The organism is Streptomyces sp. CC224B (genome assembly GCF_030010595.1).
Taxonomy (GTDB): Bacteria; Actinomycetota; Actinomycetes; order Streptomycetales; family Streptomycetaceae; genus Streptomyces; species Streptomyces longispororuber.
Window position 1 is genome coordinate 109721 of the sequence record NZ_JASCXL010000006.1, and the last position, 21202, is coordinate 130922.

The window sequence follows — 21202 nt, forward strand, 5'->3', positions numbered from 1 at the left end:
GCCCCCTTGACGGCTCAGCGTAGCGTTCATGATCTTCGTGCGGCCGTCCGGTTCCCGGATCTGGACGCCGGGAAGGCAAGATGGGGGTGTGACCCTTATCGATCAGCTCCCGCAGGACGCCGACCCCGATGCCCTCTACGAAGCCTTCGAAGGCTGGGCCCAGGAGCGCGGCATCACCCTCTATCCCCACCAGGAGGAGGCGCTGATCGAGGCGGTCTCGGGCGCGAACGTGATCGTGTCGACCCCCACCGGCTCCGGCAAGAGCATGATCGCCGCCGGTGCGCACTTCGCGGCCCTGGCCCGTGACGAGGTCACCTTCTACACCGCCCCGATCAAGGCGCTGGTGTCCGAGAAGTTCTTCGAGCTGTGCAAGCTCTTCGGCACCGAGAACGTCGGCATGCTCACCGGCGACGCCTCCGTGAACGCCGACGCCCCCGTGATCTGCTGCACCGCCGAGGTCCTCGCGTCCATCGCGCTGCGCGACGGCAAGCAGGCCGACGTCGGCCAGGTCGTCATGGACGAGTTCCACTTCTACGCCGAGCCCGACCGGGGCTGGGCCTGGCAGATCCCGCTGCTCGAACTGCCCCAGGCACAGTTCATCCTCATGTCCGCGACGCTCGGCGACGTCTCGATGTTCGAGAAGGACCTCACGCGCCGCACCGGCCGCCCCACGTCCGTCGTCCGCTCCGCGACGCGCCCCGTGCCGCTCTCGTACGAGTACCGCCTGACGCCCATCACGGAGACGCTCACCGAGCTGCTCGAGACCAAGCAGGCCCCGGTGTACATCGTGCACTTCACGCAGGCCCAGGCCGTGGAGCGGGCGCAGTCGCTGATGAGCATCAACATGTGCACCCGGGCCGAGAAGGACCAGATCGCCGAGCTGATCGGCAACTTCCGCTTCACCACCAAGTTCGGCCGCAACCTCTCCCGCTACGTGCGGCACGGCATCGGCGTCCACCACGCCGGCATGCTGCCCAAGTACCGGCGCCTCGTGGAGAAGCTCGCCCAGGCCGGTCTGCTGAAGGTCATCTGCGGCACGGACACCCTGGGCGTCGGGGTGAACGTGCCCATCCGCACCGTGCTTTTCACGGCGCTCACCAAGTACGACGGCAACCGCGTGCGCACACTGCGTGCCCGGGAGTTCCACCAGATCGCGGGCCGTGCCGGACGTGCGGGCTTCGACACGGCGGGCTTCGTCGTGGCGCAGGCGCCGGAGCACGTCATCGAGAACGAGAAGGCGCTGGCGAAGGCGGGCGACGACGCCAAGAAGCGGCGCAAGGTGGTACGCAAGAAGGCGCCCGAGGGCTTCGTGGGCTGGACGGAGAACACCTTCGAGAAGCTCATCGCCTCGGAGCCCGAGCCCCTGACGTCCCGCTTCCGCGTCACCCACACCATGCTCCTGTCGGTGATCGCCCGGCCGGGCAATGCCTTCGAGGCGATGCGCCACCTGCTCGAGGACAACCACGAGCCGCGCAAGCAGCAACTGCGGCACATCCGCCGCGCCATCGCCATCTACCGCTCGCTGCTCGACGGCGGTGTCGTGGAGAAGCTCGACGAGCCGGACGCCACCGGCCGCGTCGTGCGCCTGACCGTCGACCTCCAGCAGGACTTCGCGCTGAACCAGCCGCTGTCCACCTTCGCCCTCGCCGCGTTCGAACTCCTCGACCCGGAGTCGCCCTCGTACGCCCTCGACATGGTCTCCGTCGTCGAGTCCACGCTCGACGACCCGCGCCAGATCCTCGCCGCCCAGCAGAACAAGGCGCGCGGCGAGGCGGTGGCGCTGATGAAGGCCGACGGCGTCGAGTACGAGGAGCGCATGGAGCGGCTGCAGGACATCACCTACCCCAAGCCCCTGGAGGAGCTCCTCTTCCAGGCCTACAACACCTACCGCACCAGCCACCCGTGGGTCGGCGACCACCCGCTGTCGCCGAAGTCGGTCATCCGGGACATGTACGAGCGGGCGCTGTCCTTCACCGAGTTCACCTCCTTCTACGAGCTCGCCCGTACCGAGGGCATCGTGCTGCGCTACCTGGCGAGTGCGTACAAGGCGCTGGAACACACCATCCCGGACGACCTGAAGTCCGAGGACCTCGAGGACCTGATCGCCTGGCTCGGCGAGATGGTCCGCCAGGTCGACTCCAGCCTCCTGGACGAGTGGGAGCAGCTCGCCAACCCAGAGGTCATGACGGCCGAGGAGGCGCAGGAGAAGGCCGACGAGGTCAAGCCGGTCACGGCCAACGCCCGCGCCTTCCGCGTGCTCGTCCGCAACGCGCTCTTCCGCCGGGTCGAGCTCGCCGCTCTCGACCAGGTGGAGGAGCTGGGTGAGATGGACGCCGAGTCCGGCTGGGACGCGGACGCGTGGGGCGAGGCCATGGACAAGTACTGGGACGAGTACGACGACCTGGGCACCGGACCGGACGCGCGCGGCCCGAAGCTGTTGCGCATCGAGGAGGATCCCGAGCACGGTCTGTGGCGCGTCCGCCAGACGTTCGCCGACCCCAACGGCGACCATGACTGGGGCATCAGCGCGGAGGTCGATCTCGCGGCCTCCGACGCCGAGGGCCGTGCCGTCGTCCGCGTCACCGACGTCGGCCAGCTCTGAGCCCCCCATGCTCCCGGACAGAGGTTGAGGACCACCCATGGACAATCCCGCGGACCGCCTGGTCGACCTGCTGGACCTCGAACAGATCGAGGTGAACATCTTCCGTGGCCGCAGCCCGCAGGAGTCCCTGCAGCGCGTCTTCGGCGGACAGGTCGCCGGGCAGGCACTGGTCGCGGCCGGGCGCACCACGGAGGGCGATCGCCCGGTGCACTCGCTGCACGCGTACTTCCTGCGCCCGGGCCGCCCGGGGGTGCCCATCGTGTACCAGGTCGAGCGGGTCCGGGACGGGCGCTCCTTCACCACGCGCCGCGTCACGGCCGTCCAGCAGGGCCGTACGATCTTCAACCTCACCGCCTCCTTCCACCAGCCCGAACAGGGCGCCTTCGAACACCAGCTCCCACCGCGACTCGACGCCCCCGACCCCGAGTCGCTGCCGACGGTCGCCGAAGAGATCAAGGAGCACCTGGGCGCGCTCCCCGAGCAACTGGAGCGCATGGCCCGGCGCCAGCCCTTCGACATCCGCTACGTGGACCGGCTGCGCTGGACCCCGGATGAGATCAAGGACGCCGAGCCCCGCAGCGCGGTGTGGATGCGCGCGGTCGGACCGCTGGGCGACGACCCGCTCGTGCACACCTGCGCGCTCACGTACGCGAGCGACATGACCCTCCTGGACGCCGTCCGCATCCCCGTGGAGCCGCTGTGGGGCCCGCGGGGCTTCGACATGGCCTCGCTGGACCACGCCATGTGGTTCCACCGCCCCTTCCGGGCCGACGAGTGGTTCCTGTACGACCAGGAGTCGCCGATCGCCACGGGGGGCCGCGGCCTGGCACGGGGCCGGATCTACGATCATGAGGGGCGGCTGCTCGTCTCGGTCGTGCAGGAGGGGCTGTTCCGCCCGCACGCTCCGCGCCACCTGGGCAGCCGGACGGACGGCTGAGCCACGCGGCGGGCACTGCCACCGCCACGGCGGCGGAATGGTTCGGTCGACGGGACACGGGGCCTCCTGTTCATGAGGCATCTGAGGGGAGCGGATCGGGGACATGGAAGACACGAGGGACACCGGTGACACCGGCAAGGTCGACGGCACCGGGCTGAGCGATGGTCCGGGGCAGACCAGTGACGCGGGACGGGGTGGCGGCGCAGCCCAGCGCCAGGACGCAGCCCAGCGCCAGGACGCAGCTCAGCCCGAGGACGCGGAGCAGGCCGAGGACGCGGAGCAGGCCGAGGACGCGGAGCAGGCCGAGGACGCGGAGCAGGCCGGCGGCGGCTCGGGCGGTGAGACGCTCGACGGGCGGGACGCGCTGCTGGCCCGAGCCGTACGCCTGCGCGAGAGCGGCCGCCGCGAGGAGGCCCGGACGCTCCTGCTCACCCTGAGCGAGCGCTGCCCCGACGACGCCGAAGTGGCCTACCAGACGGCCTGGGTGCACGACACGCTCGGTCTGGAAGCCGAGGCGCTGCCGCACTACGTACGTGCCATCCAGCTCCCGGGCCTCTCCGACGACGACCGCCGTGGAGCGCTCCTCGGCCTCGGCAGTACGTACCGGATCCTCGGCAAGTACCCGGAGGCCGTCGCCACCCTGCGGGACGCGTCGGCGGAGTACCCCGACGACGGAGCGCTGCGGACCTTTCTCGCCATGGCGCTGTACAACACGGGCCGGTCGCACGACGCGATGGAGATCCTGCTGCACCTGCTCGCCACCACCAGCCAGGACCCCGAGATCACGCGGTACCGCCCCGCCATCGAGCACTACGCCACGGACCTCGACGCGACCGTCTAGCGGAGCTGAGTGCGGCCGCCTGACGAACGGACCTGGCCCAGCCGCCGGGTGCGGCTGGGCCGGGGCCTTCAGCGGCCCGAGCCCAGTCGCGTGGAAGTCGGTCGCCCCCGCGCGGCTTCGCCGGCTGCCCTCAGCGCCGTCGGCCTGTCCCGCTCAGTCCTCCGGCTGTCCTCTCCTCCGCCGCAGCCACCTCAGCAGGCCGCGCGGCTCGTCGCGCCGGTCCGCGTCAGCTATCGGAGGGGCTGTATCCGGCGCGGGTGGCACCGGGGTGCCAGCCACCGAGGACACGTCCGCTCCGCTGCCGACCTCGCTGACGGAAGCCCGCAGCCGCTCCGCGCGCGGGGTTGCGACCACCGGTGGCACACCCGGCCTCGGTGCCGGCCGATGCCGTCGTGCCTCCGCCAACCCCAGGCTCATATTGACGCGCAGCCAACTGATCTCGTCCGGGTCGTCGGCCGTGGTGATCCGCTCGACGAGGTGGGTCGTCGGTGACTCCGGCGCGGCCTGGGTCAACGGCTCGGGCCTGAGACGGTGCAGATAGGCCCGCTCGTACGGATCCGGGACCAGATGGGCGAGCCGCACCGGGTCGAGGAAGGACGCCGTGATCGCGGCACGCTCCCACGGGTCCTCCGACTGCCGCAGCAGGAAACCCACATGACGGCGGCGCCAGTTGCGGGCGCGCAGGTCCGCCCCGCTCGCCAGCAGTGCCCGCATCGTGTCCGGCGCGCGGCCGGTGAGCAGCGGGGCATTGGCCTCACACGCCGCGAACTCCCGCAGCTCCTGGGCGAGATACAGCCACACGACGGTCCGATAGCGGTTCAGGTAGAACTTGACGGGTGTCAGCAGCCCGGCGCGGGCGAGACGGGTGAACCGGGGCTGCGGGATGTCCAGCAGCGCCGCGCCGTCCGCGGTCCCCACCGTTTCGATGGCATCCCGCAGCGACTTCGGGAAGCCGGGTGTCTCGCGGAGGCGGTCGATCTCCTCGCGGCCGACACGGCGGCGCATGCCCGTCGGATCGGCGACGGTCCGCACGTGGCCGAGCATGACGGCCAGCTCGAACTCCCCGCGCTTGAGCCCCAGTTCCCGCGCGGCTCGGCTGCGCGCGAACGACGAGGGCCGACTGGTCGGGACAGGTGGGGCGATCGGGGCTGTTGAGTCGGTCGGGACTGTTGAGTCGGTCCGGACTGTTGAGCTGGTCGGGGCCGTGCCCGGCGGTGCGGGCCCGGCGGTGACGGGTTGCGAAATGGTCTGCGTGTCGCCGGTCATGGCGGTTCTCCCCCGTGCTTGGTCAGTGCTTCTGGGAAAAACCGTAGCCCGCCGGGCCCTTGTCCCGCTCGGCCTGTGGATAACTCCGTGTGCGCCCGCGTTCGCGCAGGTCAGAGAAGGACGGAGAAGGTCAGAGGTCTACGACCGGCGTGCGCTCCGGGTGCCGGGCTCCTACGCCGAGGTGCTCCCCGACGCGGTTCACCAGCAGGGTCATCTCGTACGCGACCTGGCCCATGTCGGCTTGTGCCGAGCTCAGGACGCACAGACAGCTGCCCTCGCCCGCCGCCGTCACGAACAGGACGGCGTCGTCGAACTCGATCATCGTCTGCCGTACGCTCCCGGCACGGAAGTGGCGCCCGGATCCCTTGGCGAGGCTGTGCAGCCCGGACGACACCGCCGCCAGGTGCTCCGCGTCCTCGCGCGGCAAGTCCGAGCTCGCCGCCGTCACCAGTCCGTCGTTGGACAGCACCAGCGCGTGCCGTACGTGTTCCACACGCCTCGTCAGGTCGTCGAGCAGCCAGCCCAGGCCCGAATTCTGCGCCATGTTCCCTTCTCCCCCTGCGTCGCTCCCCCTGGCTGGAGGATCTGACCTGCCAGCCTTCCCCACCTCCGGCGTCCCGGCAAGCATGATGGGGACATGGCACAGAAGATGACCGACGAACAGTGGCGGGCCTTCGTCTCGCAGGGCACCCGCACCGGCAAGCTGTCGACCGTCCGCGCGGACGGCAGCCCTCACATCGCACCGATCTGGTTCCTCCTCGACGGTGATGACCTGGTGTTCAACACGGGGAAGGACACTGTCAAGGGGCGCAACCTGGCACGCGACGGGCGTGTGGCGCTGTGCGTGGACGACGACGAGCCCCCGTTCGCCTTCGTCGTCCTGCAGGGCCGGGCCGAACTGTCCGAAGACCTGGAGCAGGTGCGGCACTGGGCGAGCCGCATCGGCGGGCGCTACATGGGCGAGGACCGGGCCGAGGAGTTCGGCGCGCGCAACGGCGTACCGGGTGAACTCCTCGTACGGGTCAGGATCGACAAGGTGCTCGCGTACACGGCCGTCTCCGACTGACTGCGCCGTCCCGCGCCCCGGTATGGGGCGCGGGACAGCCAGCCGCTCCGGCGGGCAAGCCGGGCGGGGGCGGGCAGCCGGGCGAGGGCAGGCAACAGAGCAGGCCGAGCGGCGGGGCGAGGGCACCGCTGACTGCCCGCGCCCCGCTCGAACGCGCGCGCTCCCGCACTCCCGCACCGTGCGGGATCATGGCGCCATGAGCGATGACCACACACGGGTCCAGGAGTTCTTCACCGCGCGTGCCGCCGACTGGGACAGCCGGTTTCCCGACGACGGCCCCGCGTACCGCGCGGCGGTGGCGGCACTCAGTCTGCGGCCAGGAGCCAAGGTCCTGGACGCGGGCTGCGGCACGGGGCGGGCCCTGCCGGCTCTCAGGGAAGCCGTCGGCCCTTCCGGAACGGTCCTGGGGGTGGATCTCACGCCCGCCATGCTGGAGGCCGCCGTACGGGCGGGCAGACAGGACCATGGCGCACTCCTCCTCGCCGACGTGGCACGGCTGCCTGTCCGGACGCGGGCGCTCGACGCCGTGTTCGGCGCGGGTCTCATCGCGCACCTGCCCCGGCCCGCCGAGGATTTGCGCGAGTTGGCTCGGGTGGTGCGGCCCGGTGGACTGCTCGCGCTGTTCCACCCCGTCGGGCGCGCCGCGCTGGCGGCACGCCAGGGCCGGCAGATCACGCCGGACGACCTGCGCGCCGAGGCGAACCTCCGGCCTCTGCTGGCCGGTTCCGGATGGCGGATGACGTCGTACGTCGACGAGGACACCCAGTTCCTCGCGCTGGCGGCCGGCGAGGACTGACCTCGCGGGCCCGTGCGGGCACGCCCCCGGGAGGCCACGGAGACGTACGCGCCTGAACAGCACGGCCGGCCATGCTCACGTCGCACGGTCGGCGCACGCCCGGGCACCGTGGCAGCAGGCGCTCAACTGAACGCTGTGGGGCCGCTGGGCCGATAACAATGCGCCGGGTACAACGTGCCGGGGCAGGGGCGCGGGTCACGGGCTCACCGGTGCTCCTATGCGGACCGAAGCACTCCATCACGCACGGGGAACGCGGACGAGCACCTCCCTGGGCGCACCTGTTCAGTATCGCCCGGCGAGCACGGCGGCGAAGGCGTCCGGGTTGTCCAGCATCACGTTGTGCCCGGCGTCCGGGACCGTCACCACCCGTACGCCGGACAGCGCCAGGTCGTCGGCGCCCGGGAGTTCACCGCTCAGCTCCCCCTGGACGTACACGCGCTCCACAGGAATCTCCTTGAGCATCGCGCGCATGGAGGGGCGCGTCCCGCGCACGAGCCCCGTGGCGCTACGGTGCAGTGCGCGCGGATCGGCCAGGCGCATGGTCGCCGCCCACACCGGTCCGACGTGCTCCAGTACGCGCGCGTGGCCTGCGCTGACGAAATCCTCCTCTTCGTAGAGGGCGATTCCACTGCTGCCCGCCGTGCTCGGCGGGTGCGGGTCCAGGTTGGCCTCGGTGACGACGAGCCGAGCCACCAGGTCAGGTCTGCGCCGAGCCAGGACGATGGCCACGGAGCCACCCATACTGTGTGCGACGATCTCCGCGTCACGCACGGCGGCCGCGTCGAGTGCCGCCGCCAGTGCGCCCGCATGGTCCTCCAGCGTGTAGCCGAAGTCGGCAGGACGGTCGCTCAGGCCATGGCCCGGCAGGTCCACGAACAGCGACCGACGGCCGACCAGCTCGGGCCGGGCGGCGATGTGTGCGTGGTAGGGCGCCGATGCCGCTCCGAGCCCGTGCACGTACACCCGTGCCGGTTCGGCACCGTCGGCCTCGGTCCAGCGGATCCGACTGTCCTTCCCGTGGAACCGCGCGTCCCGCATCACCATGCCCCTGCTTCCCTCTGTGCGTGGCCGCAGCCCAGACCACCTGTCCCGAGCCCCTGCGTCCTGTTTCCCATTCCGCACGCACAATACATCGCTCGTGTAGTACTACGGAACCGAGGTACATACTCCGACTCCGATGTACTCCGCCGATGCGGCAGAATGAAGGCATGCTGGAGCTCGCGATCCTTGGTTTCCTGTACGACTGCTCACTGCACGGGTACGAGTTGCGTAAGCGCATCGCCGCCCTGACCGGGCATGTCCGGCCAGTCGCGGAGAGCACGCTGTATCCGGCCATCAAACGGCTCGAGAAGGCAGGTCTGCTGGTCCGTGAGACGCAGCCCGGCGCCGTCGCCGCCCCGCGCCACGTGCTGAGCCTCACGGCCGACGGCGAGCAGGAGCTGCGTCGGCGCCTCGCCGACCCGGCCCCGGCGGACATCACCGACGAGAACCGGTGGTTCACGGTGCTCGCCTTCCTGCGCCATCTGCAGGACACGGATGCCCAGGCCGCCGTGTTGCGGCGGCGGCTCGACTTCCTCCAGGAACCCGCCAGCTTCTTCTACGAGGGCGACCGGCCGCTGCGGGCGGAGGAAGTGGAGGACCCGTTCCGCCAGGGCATCCTCACCATCGCGCGAGCGACCAGCCGCGCCGAGCTCACCTGGCTGCGCAAGACCCTCGCGTCACTCGGCTGAGGCCCCCGCGGAAGGACCCGCGTGCCGCACTGGGCAGCCCCGGAGCCCGGGTTTCGGGAACGTTCCCAGCTCGGCGACCCGGTAGCCGTTCCGATAACCCTTGATCTCCCAGTTCTGCCGACCGTAGTGCGGCGCGGTGCGCGGTGGCAGCAGTCGCACCGCGCGCCCGCGCAGCCGCACCGCGCGCCGGACCAGCGTCCGGGTCAAGGCGGAAGGCTGGTCGTAGCGGAAAGCCCGTAGGAGCGGGTCGTCGAGCAACGCGAGGGTCGCCGCCCGCAGGACGGGCGCCAAGGGGCGCGGGTACCACGAGGCCATGAGGGCGAGTGTGGCGTCCGAGACACGGCGTGCCCCTTCGTCCCAGGCGAAGTGGGCCTCTTCATAGGCGTCGAGACACTCGGCGAACTCTTCGTAGATGCCAGGGATCTCCTTGATGCCCATGTGCTCGCCCAGGGTGCGGTAGTACACCGCCGAGGCGGCCATCTCGTGCTTCGACAGCCTGCGCCACCCGTAGGCGTCGATCCACCGCTTGGGCACCACCACGAATGTGCACAACACGTAGCGCATGTCGTCATTGCTGATGTCGTAGCTCCGGTGCATCTGGTTGATGCGCCGGATCGCCGTCCGTCCCTCCCCCTCGCCGAAGCCATGCTCGACCACCGCGTCCAAGAGAAGCGCAGTGTCGTCGTATCGTTTCTGCGTACGGTGGGTGAACTCACCCGTCTCGGCGAGGAGGGCGCCGATGCTCGGCACGGCGTAGGTGCGGTACAGCGCGAGTTCCAATGCGCGCGCGTGGTCCCAGGGGAACTCGTAGGTCGTCGACAGCCGGTAGATCTCCAGAAAGTCCTTCTCCGGGTCCAGGCTCCGGATCCGCTGAAGCCGCTCGTAGCGTCGCACCGCACGGTTCCCCTTCTGCAGCCGAGGCTTCAACTTTACTTTGTGGTACGGACAATGAGCACTTCGTAGCGGAACACTCGCGGGGGAAGGTGGCCTGAATGTTCGACAAGATACGCAAGGTCTGGGGCGCGGACAGGGCGCCGTCGGACGACAAGCGCTCGCACAACCTCTTCGAGGCAGCCGCCGTCTACGTGGCGGCGTGCGCCGACGACGACCAGGAACAGATCGACGAGGCCTCCGGATGGGTGTCGCCGGAGGCCCTGTCCTTCGGCGTGAGCGAACTGGCCTGTCGCGCGGTCATCGCCCTCGCTCGGGAGCGCGACGAGTCCCCGAGCGTCGTGGCGCGTACGCTCCTCGGCCTGCCCGCCGCCTGACGTCGGTGTGGGTGGGATCGGGGCAGACGAGGGCCACACTCACCGGTACGCCCGTCTCGGCGGCGTGCTGAAGACGTTCCCGTACCTCGCGCGGCGTGCGCGGGCGGTAGCCCGGGCCACAGCCGCAGCAGGCCTGGCGGAAGCGCACGCCCGCGGTCAGGACCGCCGTCAGGGCCCGCCAGCCGGCGGCGTCCCGCCGCTTGGGCACGGCGAGCGCCGAACCCGCGTTGAGCAACTGCTCGCCGCAGCGTGGACAGACATCGCGACGCACCCGCTCGTAATCGGTGGGTTTCTTGTACGCCACGCGACACGTGAGACAGACGAAGTGCGGTGTGGCCCGAGACATGGCAGTGCAGCCTACAGAGCCTCGCATCGACCTACGACTGTGTTTTCGGGGCGCCCACCGGGGGGCATTCACCCTGACTGGGGCTGCGGTCGGACTGGCAGTACGGCTACCCGGCCCCGATGCGGCGCCGCGCGCGGGTGGGGGCGGCCGCGACGTCGCTGTGGGCCTCGAGGTAGGCGGGGGTGGTGGTGGCGTAGGTGGTGCCGTGCCGGGGGGCATGAGCACGTATCGCCGGGCCGATGGTGCGGGGCAGCACGTCCTCGGTGGCCAGCAGGCGACCCAGTGCGGACAGTGTCGCTCCGGCCCACACCTCGTCGATCGTGGCCACCGGCCACGGTTCCGCGTCGCCCGGCCGGTCGGTGAGCGTGCGCAGGACGAGATCCGCTTCGGCACGTGAGGCCGCGACCGCCCCGAGCCCTTCGACGAGCGAGTCGAGTCCTCCATGGACGGGTATCGCGCAGTGCGCGGTGGTCCCGCCGGGCGAAGTTCAGGAACCGCGGGCGGATCCGTAGTCACATCGGGCACACGACTGCTCTTGTGGTGGCCGGGGGCCCGGTCGGCCGCTCAGCGGCCGAGTTCCTTGCGGGTGACGCGGCGCAGCTTGCGCCGCTGTCCCGAGTCGAGCGCCAAGTAGGCCGCCGCCGGAACGCCGAGCACGATCAAGAGGGCGGCCCACCAGGGCAGCCAGATCAACAGGATGATGCCGGCGGCCACGCCGCCCGCGGCGATCTTCGCATTCTTCGACATGTCCGTCGCCTCCTTCGCGGCTGTTGCCGCTCTCTGCCTGGAAAACGGTTCGGGCCCGTGTCCGGTTCCGGCACACGACCCTGACCGATCCCTGAGACGCGACCCCTAGGAGACCCTGAGGCCTAGCGCCTGGCGCCTGGCGCCGCACCAACAAGGCCACCGGCTTCCTCGGTGGCCCTTGCCGTGACCGGCTCAGCCATGACCGGGTCACCGGTTCCTCGCCTCAACCGGCCCTGAGTGGCTCGCCGACCTCGCGTAGATGCCGCAGCACCTGCTGGTAGGAATCTGCCAGACCGGTCTCCGCGTAGGGCATACCCACAGCATGGCAGTGCGCGCGGACCAGTGGTTGGGCGAGTCGGAGATGCGGGCGCGGCATGCTCGGGAAGAGGTGGTGCTCGATCTGGTAGTTGAGGCCGCCGAGGAACCAGTCGGTGACCGTGCCGCCGCGGACGTTGCGGGAGGTCAGCACTTGCCGCTGGAGGTGCCCCCAGCGAGCGCCGTCCGGGTCGGGCATCTCCATGCCTTTGTGGTTGGGGGCGAAGGCCAGGCCCAGATGCAGGCCGAACAGGCCCTGGTGGAGGGCAGCGAAGACGAGCGCGTGCCCCAGGGGCATCGCGGTCAGCAGCAGGGTCACATAGCCCGCGAGATGAGCCACCAGGAGGGTCGCTTCCGCGGCGCGTTCGCGCGGGCTCTGACGGCGCAGGTCCCGGAAGCCGTAGACCTTCATGGCGACGCCCTGCAGCAGCGTCAGCGGGAAGAACAACCACGCCTGGTGGCGGGTGAGCCAGCGCCGGAAGCCGATGCGGACGCGGGCCTGCTTGCTGGTGAAGACCAGGACGTCGGCCGCGACGTCCGGGTCCTTCTCGATGTGGTTGGGGTTGGCATGGTGGCGGTTGTGCTTGTCGTTCCACCAGCTCACGCTCATCCCCAGGAGCAGGTTGCCGTGGACGAGTCCGATGAGCCGGGCGAGCGTGCGGTTACCGGTGATCTGGGAGTGCCCGGCATCGTGGCCGATGAACGCGGTACGGGTACACAGCACCGAGAGAGCGGGGGCCAGTAGCAGCACCCACCAGGTGTGCCCGAGAGCGGAGATCCCCATGCCCACGGCCAACAGCGCCAGAGCGTTCACGACCATGCTGCGGACGTACCAGGCCGTACGCCGCTCCAGGAGCCCCTGCGCTTTGACCATGCGCAACAGGGGGGCGAAATCACTGCCGCCGGACCGCCCTGGGTGCGCTTCTGACGGCGGGCTCGCTACCGCGAAGCGGTCCGCGACAGCGGTGGTGGCCTGGGGCATGGTCGGGTCTCCGGTCTCCGGGAAAAGGGGTTGACCTCAGGAAACGTACGGACGAGCGGCCTGTGCCGGCCATGACGCCCTCACCCGTATCCAATGGGGGGCCAGCAGCGGCTCAAAGGGGTGCTGAGTACACCCCCCTCACGGAGGAGTGATCGGGATCACCCTCCCCACCCCTCCGCTCAAGCGAAGAGTGTTGTACTCTCGGCGGCTCCCGGTTTCATTAGTCAAATTTGAGGAATGCGCCATCGCTGTGCACAGGCTGCCCGCTGTCACTCCCTCCGAGATCTCAGAACTCTCCCGCTGTTCCGTCGTCTTCGTCCCCGGTGACCCCGGCCGCACCGGGCGCATCGCCTTCTGGCACCCCGACGCGGACGCTCCCCCCGCCACCGCCGCGGGTGACGTCGAGGACCTGACGGTAGCCCTGCCCAGCGAGGAGGGCATCACGCGGCACGTCGTACCGGCGGCTCTGCTTCCGGTACGGGTCGCGCTGCCCGTCCTCACCCGCGCGCGGGCCGCCTCCGGGGCCCATCCGACCGCCGCCTTCTGGGGGGCGGCAGCTGTACTCGCGCTGCAACTGGCGGCTCGCGGGCTGCTGCTGCCCGGTCTGACCGACAGTGACCACGACGCCTGGCGTGCGGGTCCCCTGGGCGCCGGAGATCTTGATCGGCTGCGCGAACTCGCCGCCGCGATGCCGCCGGAGGCACACGCGGTGCCGCTGGACGACGACGCCGCGCCCCGGCTGCCCGCGCCGGAACGGCTGCTGCGCCAGTTCCTGGACGCGGTCGCCGACACCCTGCCCCGCTCCCCCGCCGCGGTGCCGGCAGCGGGCCACCGGGCCTTCGCCGCGCCCGAGCCGCAACACGTACCGGAACTGCGCCCCTGGGCAGCGGACGTCGCGGCCGGACACGACGCGGGGGTGCGGGTCTCGCTGCGCGTCGAGGTACCCGGGCTACTGACGGAGGCATCCGAGGAGACGCGGCTGCCGTTCCGTGCCGTGGTGCAGATCCACAGTGTCAGCGACCCGTCGCTCGTCGCCGACGCCGCGGAGGTGTGGGCCGGTTCCGGCGCCGCGGCTGGCGCCTTCGGAGCCCCTGCCCGTATGGACGCCCTCCTGGCCCTGCGCCGTGCCACACGCGCGTGGGCGCCGCTCGCACCACTGCTGCAGGCGACGGTGCCCGACGCCATCGAGCTGGCCGACGAGGAGGTCACCGAGCTCCTCGGCGAGGGGGCACGCGCACTCGCCGTCGCGGGCGTCGACGTCCACTGGCCGAAGGAGCTCGCCCGCAGCCTCACCGCCCGTGCCGTGATCGGCCCGGCGGACGACGGCGGCGAGGAGGGACAGGGCCCGGACAGGCTGGCGTCCGACACGCCGTCGTACCTCTCCGCGGACGCCCTGCTCGCCTTCAACTGGCGCTTCGCTCTCGGCGACCAGGAGCTGAGCCGCGCCGAGCTCGACCGCCTCGCGGAGTCGAACCGCCCGGTAGTCAGGCTGCGTGACCAATGGGTCCTCATCGACCCCGAGGAGGCCCGTCGCGCTCTCGCACGACAGGACCGCAAGGTCACCCCGGTCGACGCGCTGAGCGCCGCCCTGACGGGCACCACGGACGTGGACGGCGACCGCGTCGACGTTCAGCCCACGGGCTGGCTCGCGACGCTGCGCGAACGGCTGGCCGACCCGGAGGCCATGGAACCCGTCGGGCAGCCCGCAGCACTCGCCGCGGAGCTGCGCGACTACCAGTTGCGCGGCCTGAACTGGCTCGCCCGGATGACCTCGTTGGGGCTCGGCGGCTGCCTCGCCGACGACATGGGTCTCGGCAAGACCATCACGCTCATCTCCCTGCACCTGCACCGCCAGCAGGACGAGGCGACGAGCGGCCCGACCCTCGTCGTCTGCCCGACGTCCCTGATGGGCAACTGGCAGCGCGAGATCGAGAAGTTCGCGCCGGGCACGGCGGTACGCCGCTTCCACGGCGCCCAGCGCGACCTGGACGACGTGGCGGACGGGTTCGTCCTCACCACGTACGGGACGATGCGGCTCGACACGCAGCGGCTCGCGGCCGTCGACTGGGGCCTGGTCGTCGCCGACGAGGCACAGCACGTCAAGAACCCTTACTCGGCGACCGCCAAGGAGCTGCGCGGCATCAAGGCACGCGCGCGCGTGGCCCTCACCGGCACTCCGGTGGAGAACAACCTTTCCGAGCTGTGGGCCATTCTCGACTGGACCACACCGGGGTTGCTGGGCAAACTCAGCACCTTCCGCACCCGGTACGCCCAAGCCGTCGAGGACGGCACCGACCCGGCTGCGGCCGAGCGGCTCGCCAAGCTGGTGCGTCCCTTCCTGCTGCGTCGCCGCAAGTCCGACCCCGGCATCGCCCCGGAGCTGCCGCCCAAGACCGAGACGGACCGCGCGGTGTCGCTCAGCACCGAACAGGCCGGCCTCTACGAGGCGGTGGTACGTGAAGCGCTCGCGGAGATCTCCGGTGCGGACGGCTTCGCCCGCCGAGGTCTGATCGTCAAGCTGTTCACCGGGCTGAAGCAGATCTGCAACCACCCCGCGCAGTACCTCAAGGAGGACAAGCCGCGGCTCACCGGCCGGTCGGGGAAGCTGGAGCTCCTGGACGAGCTGCTCGACACGATCCTCGCCGAGGACGCCAGCGTGCTCGTGTTCACCCAGTACGTGCAGATGGCCCGGCTCATCGAACAGCATCTGTCGGCGCGCGGTGTGCCCTCCCAGTTCCTGCACGGCGGCACGCCCGTAGCCGAGCGCGAGGCGATGGTGCAGCGCTTCCAGGACGGTGACGTCCCGGTCTTCCTGCTGTCGTTGAAGGCGGCCGGCACCGGTTTGAACCTCACACGGGCCGAGCACGTCGTGCACTACGACCGCTGGTGGAACCCGGCGGTCGAGGCACAGGCCACAGACCGTGCCTACCGCATCGGGCAGACACAGCCCGTGCAGGTGCACCGCCTGATCGCGGAAGGCACGATCGAGGACCGCATCGCCGAGATGCTGCTGCGCAAGCGCGAGCTGGCCGACGCCGTCCTCGGCACCGGCGAGGCGGCACTCACCGAGCTGACCGACGCCGAACTGGCCGATCTGGTCGAGCTGCGAGGGGGCGCACGTTGAGCGACGCGTACGACGAAACGTATCCCTTCAGGGGCGGGAGCGGCATGGACGGCGACGACGGGAGCGAGCACGTGACGACGCACGGCGACGAGTCGGCGGCACCTGACGGCGAGCGGACGTTCGCCGCGCTGCCCCCCGCGCACGGGCGGGGCTTCGCGGAGACCTGGTGGGGCCGCGCCTGGCTGCAGGCGCTGGAGGACACGGCGCTGGACACGGCGCAACTCAAGGTGGGCCGCAGGCTCGCGCGCGCGGGAGCCGTGGGCGCCGTATCGGTACGCCCCGGTCGCATCACGGCGGTCGTCCAGGACAAGGACGGCACAGCACACCGCTCCGACGTGCTGATCCAGCGTCTGAGTCCGCAGGAGTGGGATCGCTTCCTGAGCATGACCGTCGAGCGCGCCGGGCACATCGCCGCGCTGCTCGACCGTGACATGCCGCCCCACTTGGTGGAGGACGCCGCGGCAGCAGGCGTGGACCTGCTTCCCGGGATCGGCGACCTGGAGCCGGAGTGCGACTGCGAGGCATGGGACCACTGCGGACACACGGCCGCCCTGTGCTACCAGGTGGCACGGCTGCTCGACCAGGACCCGTTCGTCCTGCTCCTGATGCGGGGCCGTGGCGAGCGCGGGCTCCTGGACGAGTTGCAGGTCCGCAGCGTGGCGCGGCAGGACGCCGACGACACCGTGCCGGCGGAGCCGCAGGCAGCCGCTCAGGAGGGCGTGGACGCCGCCGAGGCGTACGCGGAGGGCGCCATCCTGCCGCCTCTGCCCGAAGCGCCTCCGCTGCCCTCGGAACCGGGACCGCCGCCGTCGCTGGACACGGAGACGGAACCGGCTGCCGGCCTCGACGTGGCGGCGCTGGCATTCCTCGCGGCCCGTGCGGCTGCCGAGGCGCACCGGCTGCTCGCCGAGGCGCTGTCCCCCGGCCACGAGCACCAGCCCGTCGAACCCGAATGGACGCTCTCCGAGGACGCCGCGCGTCTGGCCGCGGCCGCCCCGGACGCAGCGACAGCCGCCCGCCTGGCGGAAGCCTCGGGCAGGGACAAGGAAGGTCTCGCCGGCGCGGTGCGGGCCTGGGGGTACGGCGGGCGGGCCGCGCTCGCCGTACTGGAGGAGGAGTGGACGCCTCGGGGTGACGTTCTGGCACGCGCGCGTGCCGCGCTCGACGCGGCGTGGGACGAGGACGAGCGACCGGTACTGCGGGCCGCCCGCAACCGCTGGACGGTGGCCGGCGCGGACACGCAGCTCCGCCACGGTGCCGACGGCCGATGGTGGCCGTACCGCAAGGAGCGCGGCCGCTGGGTGCCCGCGGGCCCCGCGGCGCACGACCCGGCGACGGCCTTGGCGATGGCCACAGGGGCCGAGTGACACGGTGCAGGACGGGTGAGGTCACCGTGGCTGAAACGTGTAGGGCGGCCCCCGGCGTATCCACTCGTGCACCCTGCGCGCCGGGAACACCGGCACGCGCACTCGCCTCGTCCAGCGATTGAGCAAGGTCATGACATCGAGGACCGTGGAGCGCGCCGGTTCAGTTGTGCGGATCGACCCGAGAGGGGATGACACGGCAGGTGCCCCACCGCTGCTGATGGTCCGGTGATGGTCGACGGCGCCTCCTGCCCCTCGCGGGAGGCGCCGTTGGCACGGGAAGGGAGAGCCGGGACGGACAGGGTGGGGCGAGTGCCCCCTCCAGTAGCAGGCATACACAGGGTGTGCGATTCACCCAGAGGGGTGCCGGTCGTTCACCACCGCGACACCTGATGTTCGTGACAGCGGCGAAAGGTGGCGCCGTCACCGAAATCGTGTCCAGGAGGCCCCGATGTCCGCGCCTGTCGCCGGTCAGCGCCGTGTCCGCCGGTCCGCCGCTGTCGGCGTACCGCTCGCCCTGCTCACCGCGATCGCGGTCACCGGCACCGCCCTCGGTGCTCCTGCCGACGCGAAGCGCCCCGGAGGCACGGCCCGTGTCACCGCCACGGCCACTCTGGGAGACATCCCACTGGGCACGTTCAGCAACCGCCTGCTGCCCGGGACGGTGCGCAACGACCGGGGTGTGGATCTCGGCGGCATCGGCAGCGACCTCTACCCCGCGGGTCGCAAGGGCGAGTTCTGGACGGTCACCGACCGGGGGCCGAACGGCCAGATCAAGGTCGCCGGCAAGAAGCGCCGGACGTTCCCGGTGCCCGGCTTCGACCCGGCGATCGTGAGGATCCGGGTGACCGGGCAGGCCGTCAAGGTCATCGACGCACTGCCCGTCACCACGCGTTCCGGCAAGCCGGTCACCGGCCTGCCCAACCAGGAGGGGCGCGACGAGGCTCCGTACTCCTACGACGCCACCAAGCCTCTCCCGTACGATCCGAACGGTCTGGACACCGAAGGCATCGTGCGCGCCGATGACGGCAGCTTCTGGCTGGCCGACGAGTACGGGCCGTCGCTGGTGCACGTCTCCGCGCGCGGGAAGGTCCTCAAGCGCTACGTTCCGCGGGGGCTGAAGCTGCGCGGCGCGGACTACCCGGTCGTCGAGGCGCTGCCGGGCGTACTGCTGCACCGCAAGGTCAACCGCGGCTTCGAGGGGCTGGCCCAACTGCCCGGCGGTGACCTGGTGATGGCGGTGCAGAGTCCGCTGTCCCTGCCGGACGAGGAAGCGGGCGAACGCTCCCGCACGGTCCGGCTGCTGCGGTTCTCGCCGTCCAGGCAGGCGGTGACCGCCGAGTACGCGTACCGCTTCGACCCGGTGGGTGTCGTCGACCCGGGTGAGGACGACACCTCCGAGCTGAAGACGTCGTCCGTGGTCGCCGTGGGCCGGGACCGCCTGCTGGTGCAGGAGAGGACCGACAAGGCGGCCCGGCTGCATCTGGTGCGCCTCGACCGGCGCACGAACATCCTCGGCGAGCGGTGGGACGACGTCGCGACGCGACCGTCCTTGGAGGAACTCGACGATCCCGGGGCCTCCGGTGTTCCGGTGCTGCGCAAGCGCTTGGTCGTGGACCTCGGCAGGCTCAAGGGCGTCCCCGGCAAGATCGAAGGGGTCGCCCGGGTCGACCGCCGCACACTGGCGCTCATCAACGACAACGACTTCGGGATGACCGACGGTCTTGAGGCGTTCGACAAGAACGGCCGGCTGGTGGACAGCGGAGTGGAGACCACCGTGACGTACGTGCGGTTGCCGAAGACCCTGTAGCGAAGCCAGTGGTGCCCGCGGAGGCGCTGCCGGGCACGCCGGGAGCGCCTCTCGCCGGCTGCAGGCCGGCCTCCCGTCCCGACGCGGGGCAGCGACTCCAAGGGGACCGTGCGGCACGTCTTACGGGGCGTCGTCGCCCGCGGGCGACGGCAGGAGCGATTCGAGGCCGCTCGGCAGCGCCGTCGGTAGCGAGGGGATACCGCTGGGCAGTTCGGTCGGGAGCTCACTCGGGAGCTCGGTCGGGAGGCCGCTCGGCAGGAGCGTGGGGATCTGCGTCGGGATGCTGAGCGAAGGCGTGGGACGGGGAACACTGCTTCTGCTGCTCTCCGAAGGGCGCTTCTTGTCCGGTGAGTCGTCGTTTCCGGTGGCCACGAAGACCACGGCGACGACCACCCCGACAGCCACGAGCACGGCCAGCAGGATGAACAGCCCGTTGCGCCGTCCGGGCGGACCTCCACCGGGCGGCGGCTGCCATCCCGCGCCTCCAGGGGGTGGACCGTACCCGTCGGGCGGCGAGCCGTATCCGCCACCGGGAGACCCATCGGGAGGCCCGTACCCACCACCTCCTGGCGGCCCGTACCCACCGTCCCAGGCAGGCCCGTACCCGCCTCCTGGAGGCGGGCCGACATCACCACCCCCAGGAGGGACGTCACCGGGTGGACGAGGAGGCTGCGGCGGTTCGGGCGGCATGGCCATGCTGTCAAGCGTCACCACGAACCGGTCACCGCGCGACCCCTGAGCGGCAGTTGGTACACGTCCGCATGACGGAGCGGACGATTCCGGCACGAGCCCGCAACGCTCCCCCGGACAGGGCCGTCAGCCCCGCACCCCCAGAAGGTGGTCCATGGCCAGTTGGTCCAGCCGTTCGAAGGCCATGCCGCGCGTGGCGGCCGCCGCCACGTCGAAGTCCTCGTAGGCTCCGCGGTCGGCGAGCAGTCCGGCGAGACCGTCCTCGGCCGTGGGCTGTGCCAGCTCGTGCAGACGCGCGTCCCGGAGTGCGTCCCGCACCTCGGGGTCGGCGCGGAAGGCGGCGGCACGCTCACGCAGGATCAGGTAGTTGCGCATGCAGCCCGCAGCGGACGCCCACACCCCTTCGTAGTCCTCGGTTCGTGGCGGTTTGAAGTCGAAGTGGCGTGGTCCGTCGTAACCGCCGCTCTCCAGGAGGTCGACCAGCCAGAAGGCACTGCGCACGTCTCCCGCGCCGAACCGCAGGTCCTGGTCGTACTTGATGCCGTTCTGGCCGTTGAGGTCGAAGTGGAAGAGCTTGCCCGACCACATGGCCTGTGCGATGCCGTGCGGGAAGTTCAGGCCGGCCATCTGCTCGTGGCCCACCTCGGGGTTCACGCCGTACAGCTCGGGCCGCTCCAGTCGCTCGATGAACGCGAGGGCGTGGCCGACGGTGGGCAGCAGGATGTCGCCACGCGGTTCGTTGGGCTTGGGCTCGATCGCGAAGCGCAAGTCGTAGCCCTGCTCGGTCACGTAGGCGCCGAGCAGGTCGAACGCCTCCTTCATGCGGTCGAGCGCGGCGCGCACGTCCTTGGCCGCACCGGATTCGGCGCCCTCGCGGCCGCCCCAGGCGACGTAGGTCCCGGCACCGAGCTCGGCCGCGAGGTCGATGTTGCGGATCGTCTTGCGCAGCGCGTACCGCCGGACGTCCCGGTCGTTGGCCGTGAACGCGCCGTCCTTGAACACGGGGTGCGTGAACAGGTTCGTGGTCGCCATGGGCACGACGAGGCCCGTGGTGTCGAGCGCTGCTCGGAAGCGCTTGACGTGGGCGTCACGGTCGGCGTCCGAGGAGCCGAACGGGACGAGGTCGTCGTCGTGAAAGGTCACTCCGTAGGCGCCCAGTTCCGCGAGGCGGCGGACCGCCTCAGCCGGTTCCAGTGGCGCCCGGGTGGCGTCACCGAAGGGGTCTCTGCCCTGCCAGCCGACGGTCCACAGTCCGAAGCTGAACCGGTCCTCCGGGGTGGGCTGATAGTTCATGCGGGGCTCCTCGGCAGCTTCGAGA

The 21202-nt window shown here is 71.0% G+C and carries 19 protein-coding genes; 10 read left to right on the top strand and 9 right to left on the bottom strand.

Annotated elements, in window-relative coordinates; translation table 11 throughout:
• Window positions 1–28: 28 nt before the first annotated feature.
• The 3 genes from QK440_RS04410 (at window position 29) to QK440_RS04420 (ending at window position 4380) form a co-directional block, all read left to right on the top strand.
• On the top strand, window positions 29–2602 hold the full coding sequence (locus QK440_RS04410) for a DUF3516 domain-containing protein (protein WP_349239261.1): 2574 nt from the start codon (window positions 29–31) through the stop codon (window positions 2600–2602).
• A 37-nt stretch (window positions 2603–2639) separates the two neighbouring features.
• Window positions 2640–3539, top strand: coding sequence for an acyl-CoA thioesterase II (locus QK440_RS04415; RefSeq protein ID WP_282791612.1), 900 nt, complete (start codon window positions 2640–2642; stop codon window positions 3537–3539).
• A 364-nt stretch (window positions 3540–3903) separates the two neighbouring features.
• On the top strand, window positions 3904–4380 hold the full coding sequence (locus QK440_RS04420; protein ID WP_282791636.1) for a tetratricopeptide repeat protein: 477 nt from the start codon (window positions 3904–3906) through the stop codon (window positions 4378–4380).
• A gap of 153 nt (window positions 4381–4533) precedes the next feature.
• Here QK440_RS04420 and QK440_RS04425 read toward each other — a convergent pair whose 3' ends face one another.
• On the bottom strand, window positions 4534–5646 hold the full coding sequence (locus QK440_RS04425; protein WP_282791613.1) for a DUF6397 family protein: 1113 nt from the start codon (window positions 5644–5646) through the stop codon (window positions 4534–4536).
• Between the two features lie 130 nt (window positions 5647–5776).
• The gene (locus QK440_RS04430) at window positions 5777–6190 is read right to left on the bottom strand and encodes a roadblock/LC7 domain-containing protein (RefSeq protein WP_282791614.1); all 414 of its coding nucleotides are present in this window, start codon (window positions 6188–6190) and stop codon (window positions 5777–5779) included.
• A gap of 93 nt (window positions 6191–6283) precedes the next feature.
• Here QK440_RS04430 and QK440_RS04435 point away from each other — a divergent pair, with 93 nt between their 5' ends.
• Together QK440_RS04435 and QK440_RS04440 are read left to right on the top strand one after the other, a co-directional pair.
• A complete protein-coding gene (locus tag QK440_RS04435; RefSeq protein WP_282791615.1) occupies window positions 6284–6712 on the top strand; it encodes a PPOX class F420-dependent oxidoreductase in 429 nt (142 codons plus the stop codon).
• Between the two features lie 196 nt (window positions 6713–6908).
• A complete protein-coding gene (locus QK440_RS04440; RefSeq protein WP_282791616.1) occupies window positions 6909–7508 on the top strand; it encodes a methyltransferase domain-containing protein in 600 nt (199 codons plus the stop codon).
• A gap of 282 nt (window positions 7509–7790) precedes the next feature.
• On the opposite strand, the gene QK440_RS04445 is transcribed toward QK440_RS04440, so the two are convergent.
• Entirely contained in the window at window positions 7791–8546 is a 756-nt protein-coding gene (locus QK440_RS04445) for an alpha/beta hydrolase (protein WP_282791637.1), read from the bottom strand.
• Window positions 8547–8716: 170 nt separating this feature from the next.
• Between QK440_RS04445 and QK440_RS04450 the strand changes: the two genes are divergently transcribed.
• On the top strand, window positions 8717–9238 hold the full coding sequence (locus QK440_RS04450) for a PadR family transcriptional regulator (RefSeq protein WP_282791638.1): 522 nt from the start codon (window positions 8717–8719) through the stop codon (window positions 9236–9238).
• Here the strand turns inward: QK440_RS04450 and QK440_RS04455 are convergent.
• Window positions 9227–10132, bottom strand: a complete 906-nt coding sequence (locus tag QK440_RS04455) for an oxygenase MpaB family protein (RefSeq protein ID WP_282791617.1) — start codon at window positions 10130–10132, stop codon at window positions 9227–9229. The two genes, QK440_RS04450 and QK440_RS04455, sit on opposite strands and share 12 nt — an antisense overlap.
• A 98-nt stretch (window positions 10133–10230) precedes the next feature.
• Here QK440_RS04455 and QK440_RS04460 point away from each other — a divergent pair, with 98 nt between their 5' ends.
• Entirely contained in the window at window positions 10231–10506 is a 276-nt protein-coding gene (locus QK440_RS04460; RefSeq protein ID WP_282791618.1) for a hypothetical protein, read from the top strand.
• A gap of 452 nt (window positions 10507–10958) precedes the next feature.
• Here the strand turns inward: QK440_RS04460 and QK440_RS04465 are convergent, their stop codons facing one another.
• From QK440_RS04465 to QK440_RS04475, 3 genes are all read right to left on the bottom strand, one after another.
• A complete protein-coding gene (locus QK440_RS04465; protein ID WP_282791619.1) occupies window positions 10959–11180 on the bottom strand; it encodes a hypothetical protein in 222 nt (73 codons plus the stop codon).
• A 236-nt stretch (window positions 11181–11416) separates the two neighbouring features.
• The gene (locus QK440_RS04470; RefSeq protein WP_282791620.1) at window positions 11417–11599 is read right to left on the bottom strand and encodes a hypothetical protein; all 183 of its coding nucleotides are present in this window, start codon (window positions 11597–11599) and stop codon (window positions 11417–11419) included.
• Window positions 11600–11822: 223 nt separating this feature from the next.
• A complete protein-coding gene (locus QK440_RS04475) occupies window positions 11823–12896 on the bottom strand; it encodes an acyl-CoA desaturase (protein WP_282791621.1) in 1074 nt (357 codons plus the stop codon).
• Between the two features lie 250 nt (window positions 12897–13146).
• Between QK440_RS04475 and QK440_RS04480 the strand changes: the two genes are divergently transcribed.
• The 3 genes from QK440_RS04480 to QK440_RS04490 all read left to right on the top strand — a co-directional run bounded on the left by QK440_RS04480 (window position 13147) and on the right by QK440_RS04490 (window position 19194).
• Window positions 13147–16020 (top strand): DEAD/DEAH box helicase, encoded by a 2874-nt coding sequence (locus QK440_RS04480; protein WP_282791622.1) that lies wholly within the window; start codon window positions 13147–13149, stop codon window positions 16018–16020.
• 44 nt (window positions 16021–16064) lie between these two features.
• On the top strand, window positions 16065–17387 hold the full coding sequence (locus tag QK440_RS04485; RefSeq protein WP_282791623.1) for an SWF or SNF family helicase: 1323 nt from the start codon (window positions 16065–16067) through the stop codon (window positions 17385–17387).
• 448 nt (window positions 17388–17835) lie between these two features.
• Window positions 17836–19194, top strand: coding sequence for an esterase-like activity of phytase family protein (locus QK440_RS04490; RefSeq protein ID WP_282791624.1), 1359 nt, complete (start codon window positions 17836–17838; stop codon window positions 19192–19194).
• A 120-nt stretch (window positions 19195–19314) separates the two neighbouring features.
• On the opposite strand, the gene QK440_RS04495 is transcribed toward QK440_RS04490, so the two are convergent.
• Window positions 19315–19605, bottom strand: coding sequence for a hypothetical protein (locus QK440_RS04495; protein ID WP_282791625.1), 291 nt, complete (start codon window positions 19603–19605; stop codon window positions 19315–19317).
• A 405-nt stretch (window positions 19606–20010) separates the two neighbouring features.
• The gene (xylA, locus tag QK440_RS04500; RefSeq protein ID WP_282791626.1) at window positions 20011–21177 is read right to left on the bottom strand and encodes a xylose isomerase; all 1167 of its coding nucleotides are present in this window, start codon (window positions 21175–21177) and stop codon (window positions 20011–20013) included.
• Window positions 21178–21202 lie beyond the last annotated feature (25 nt).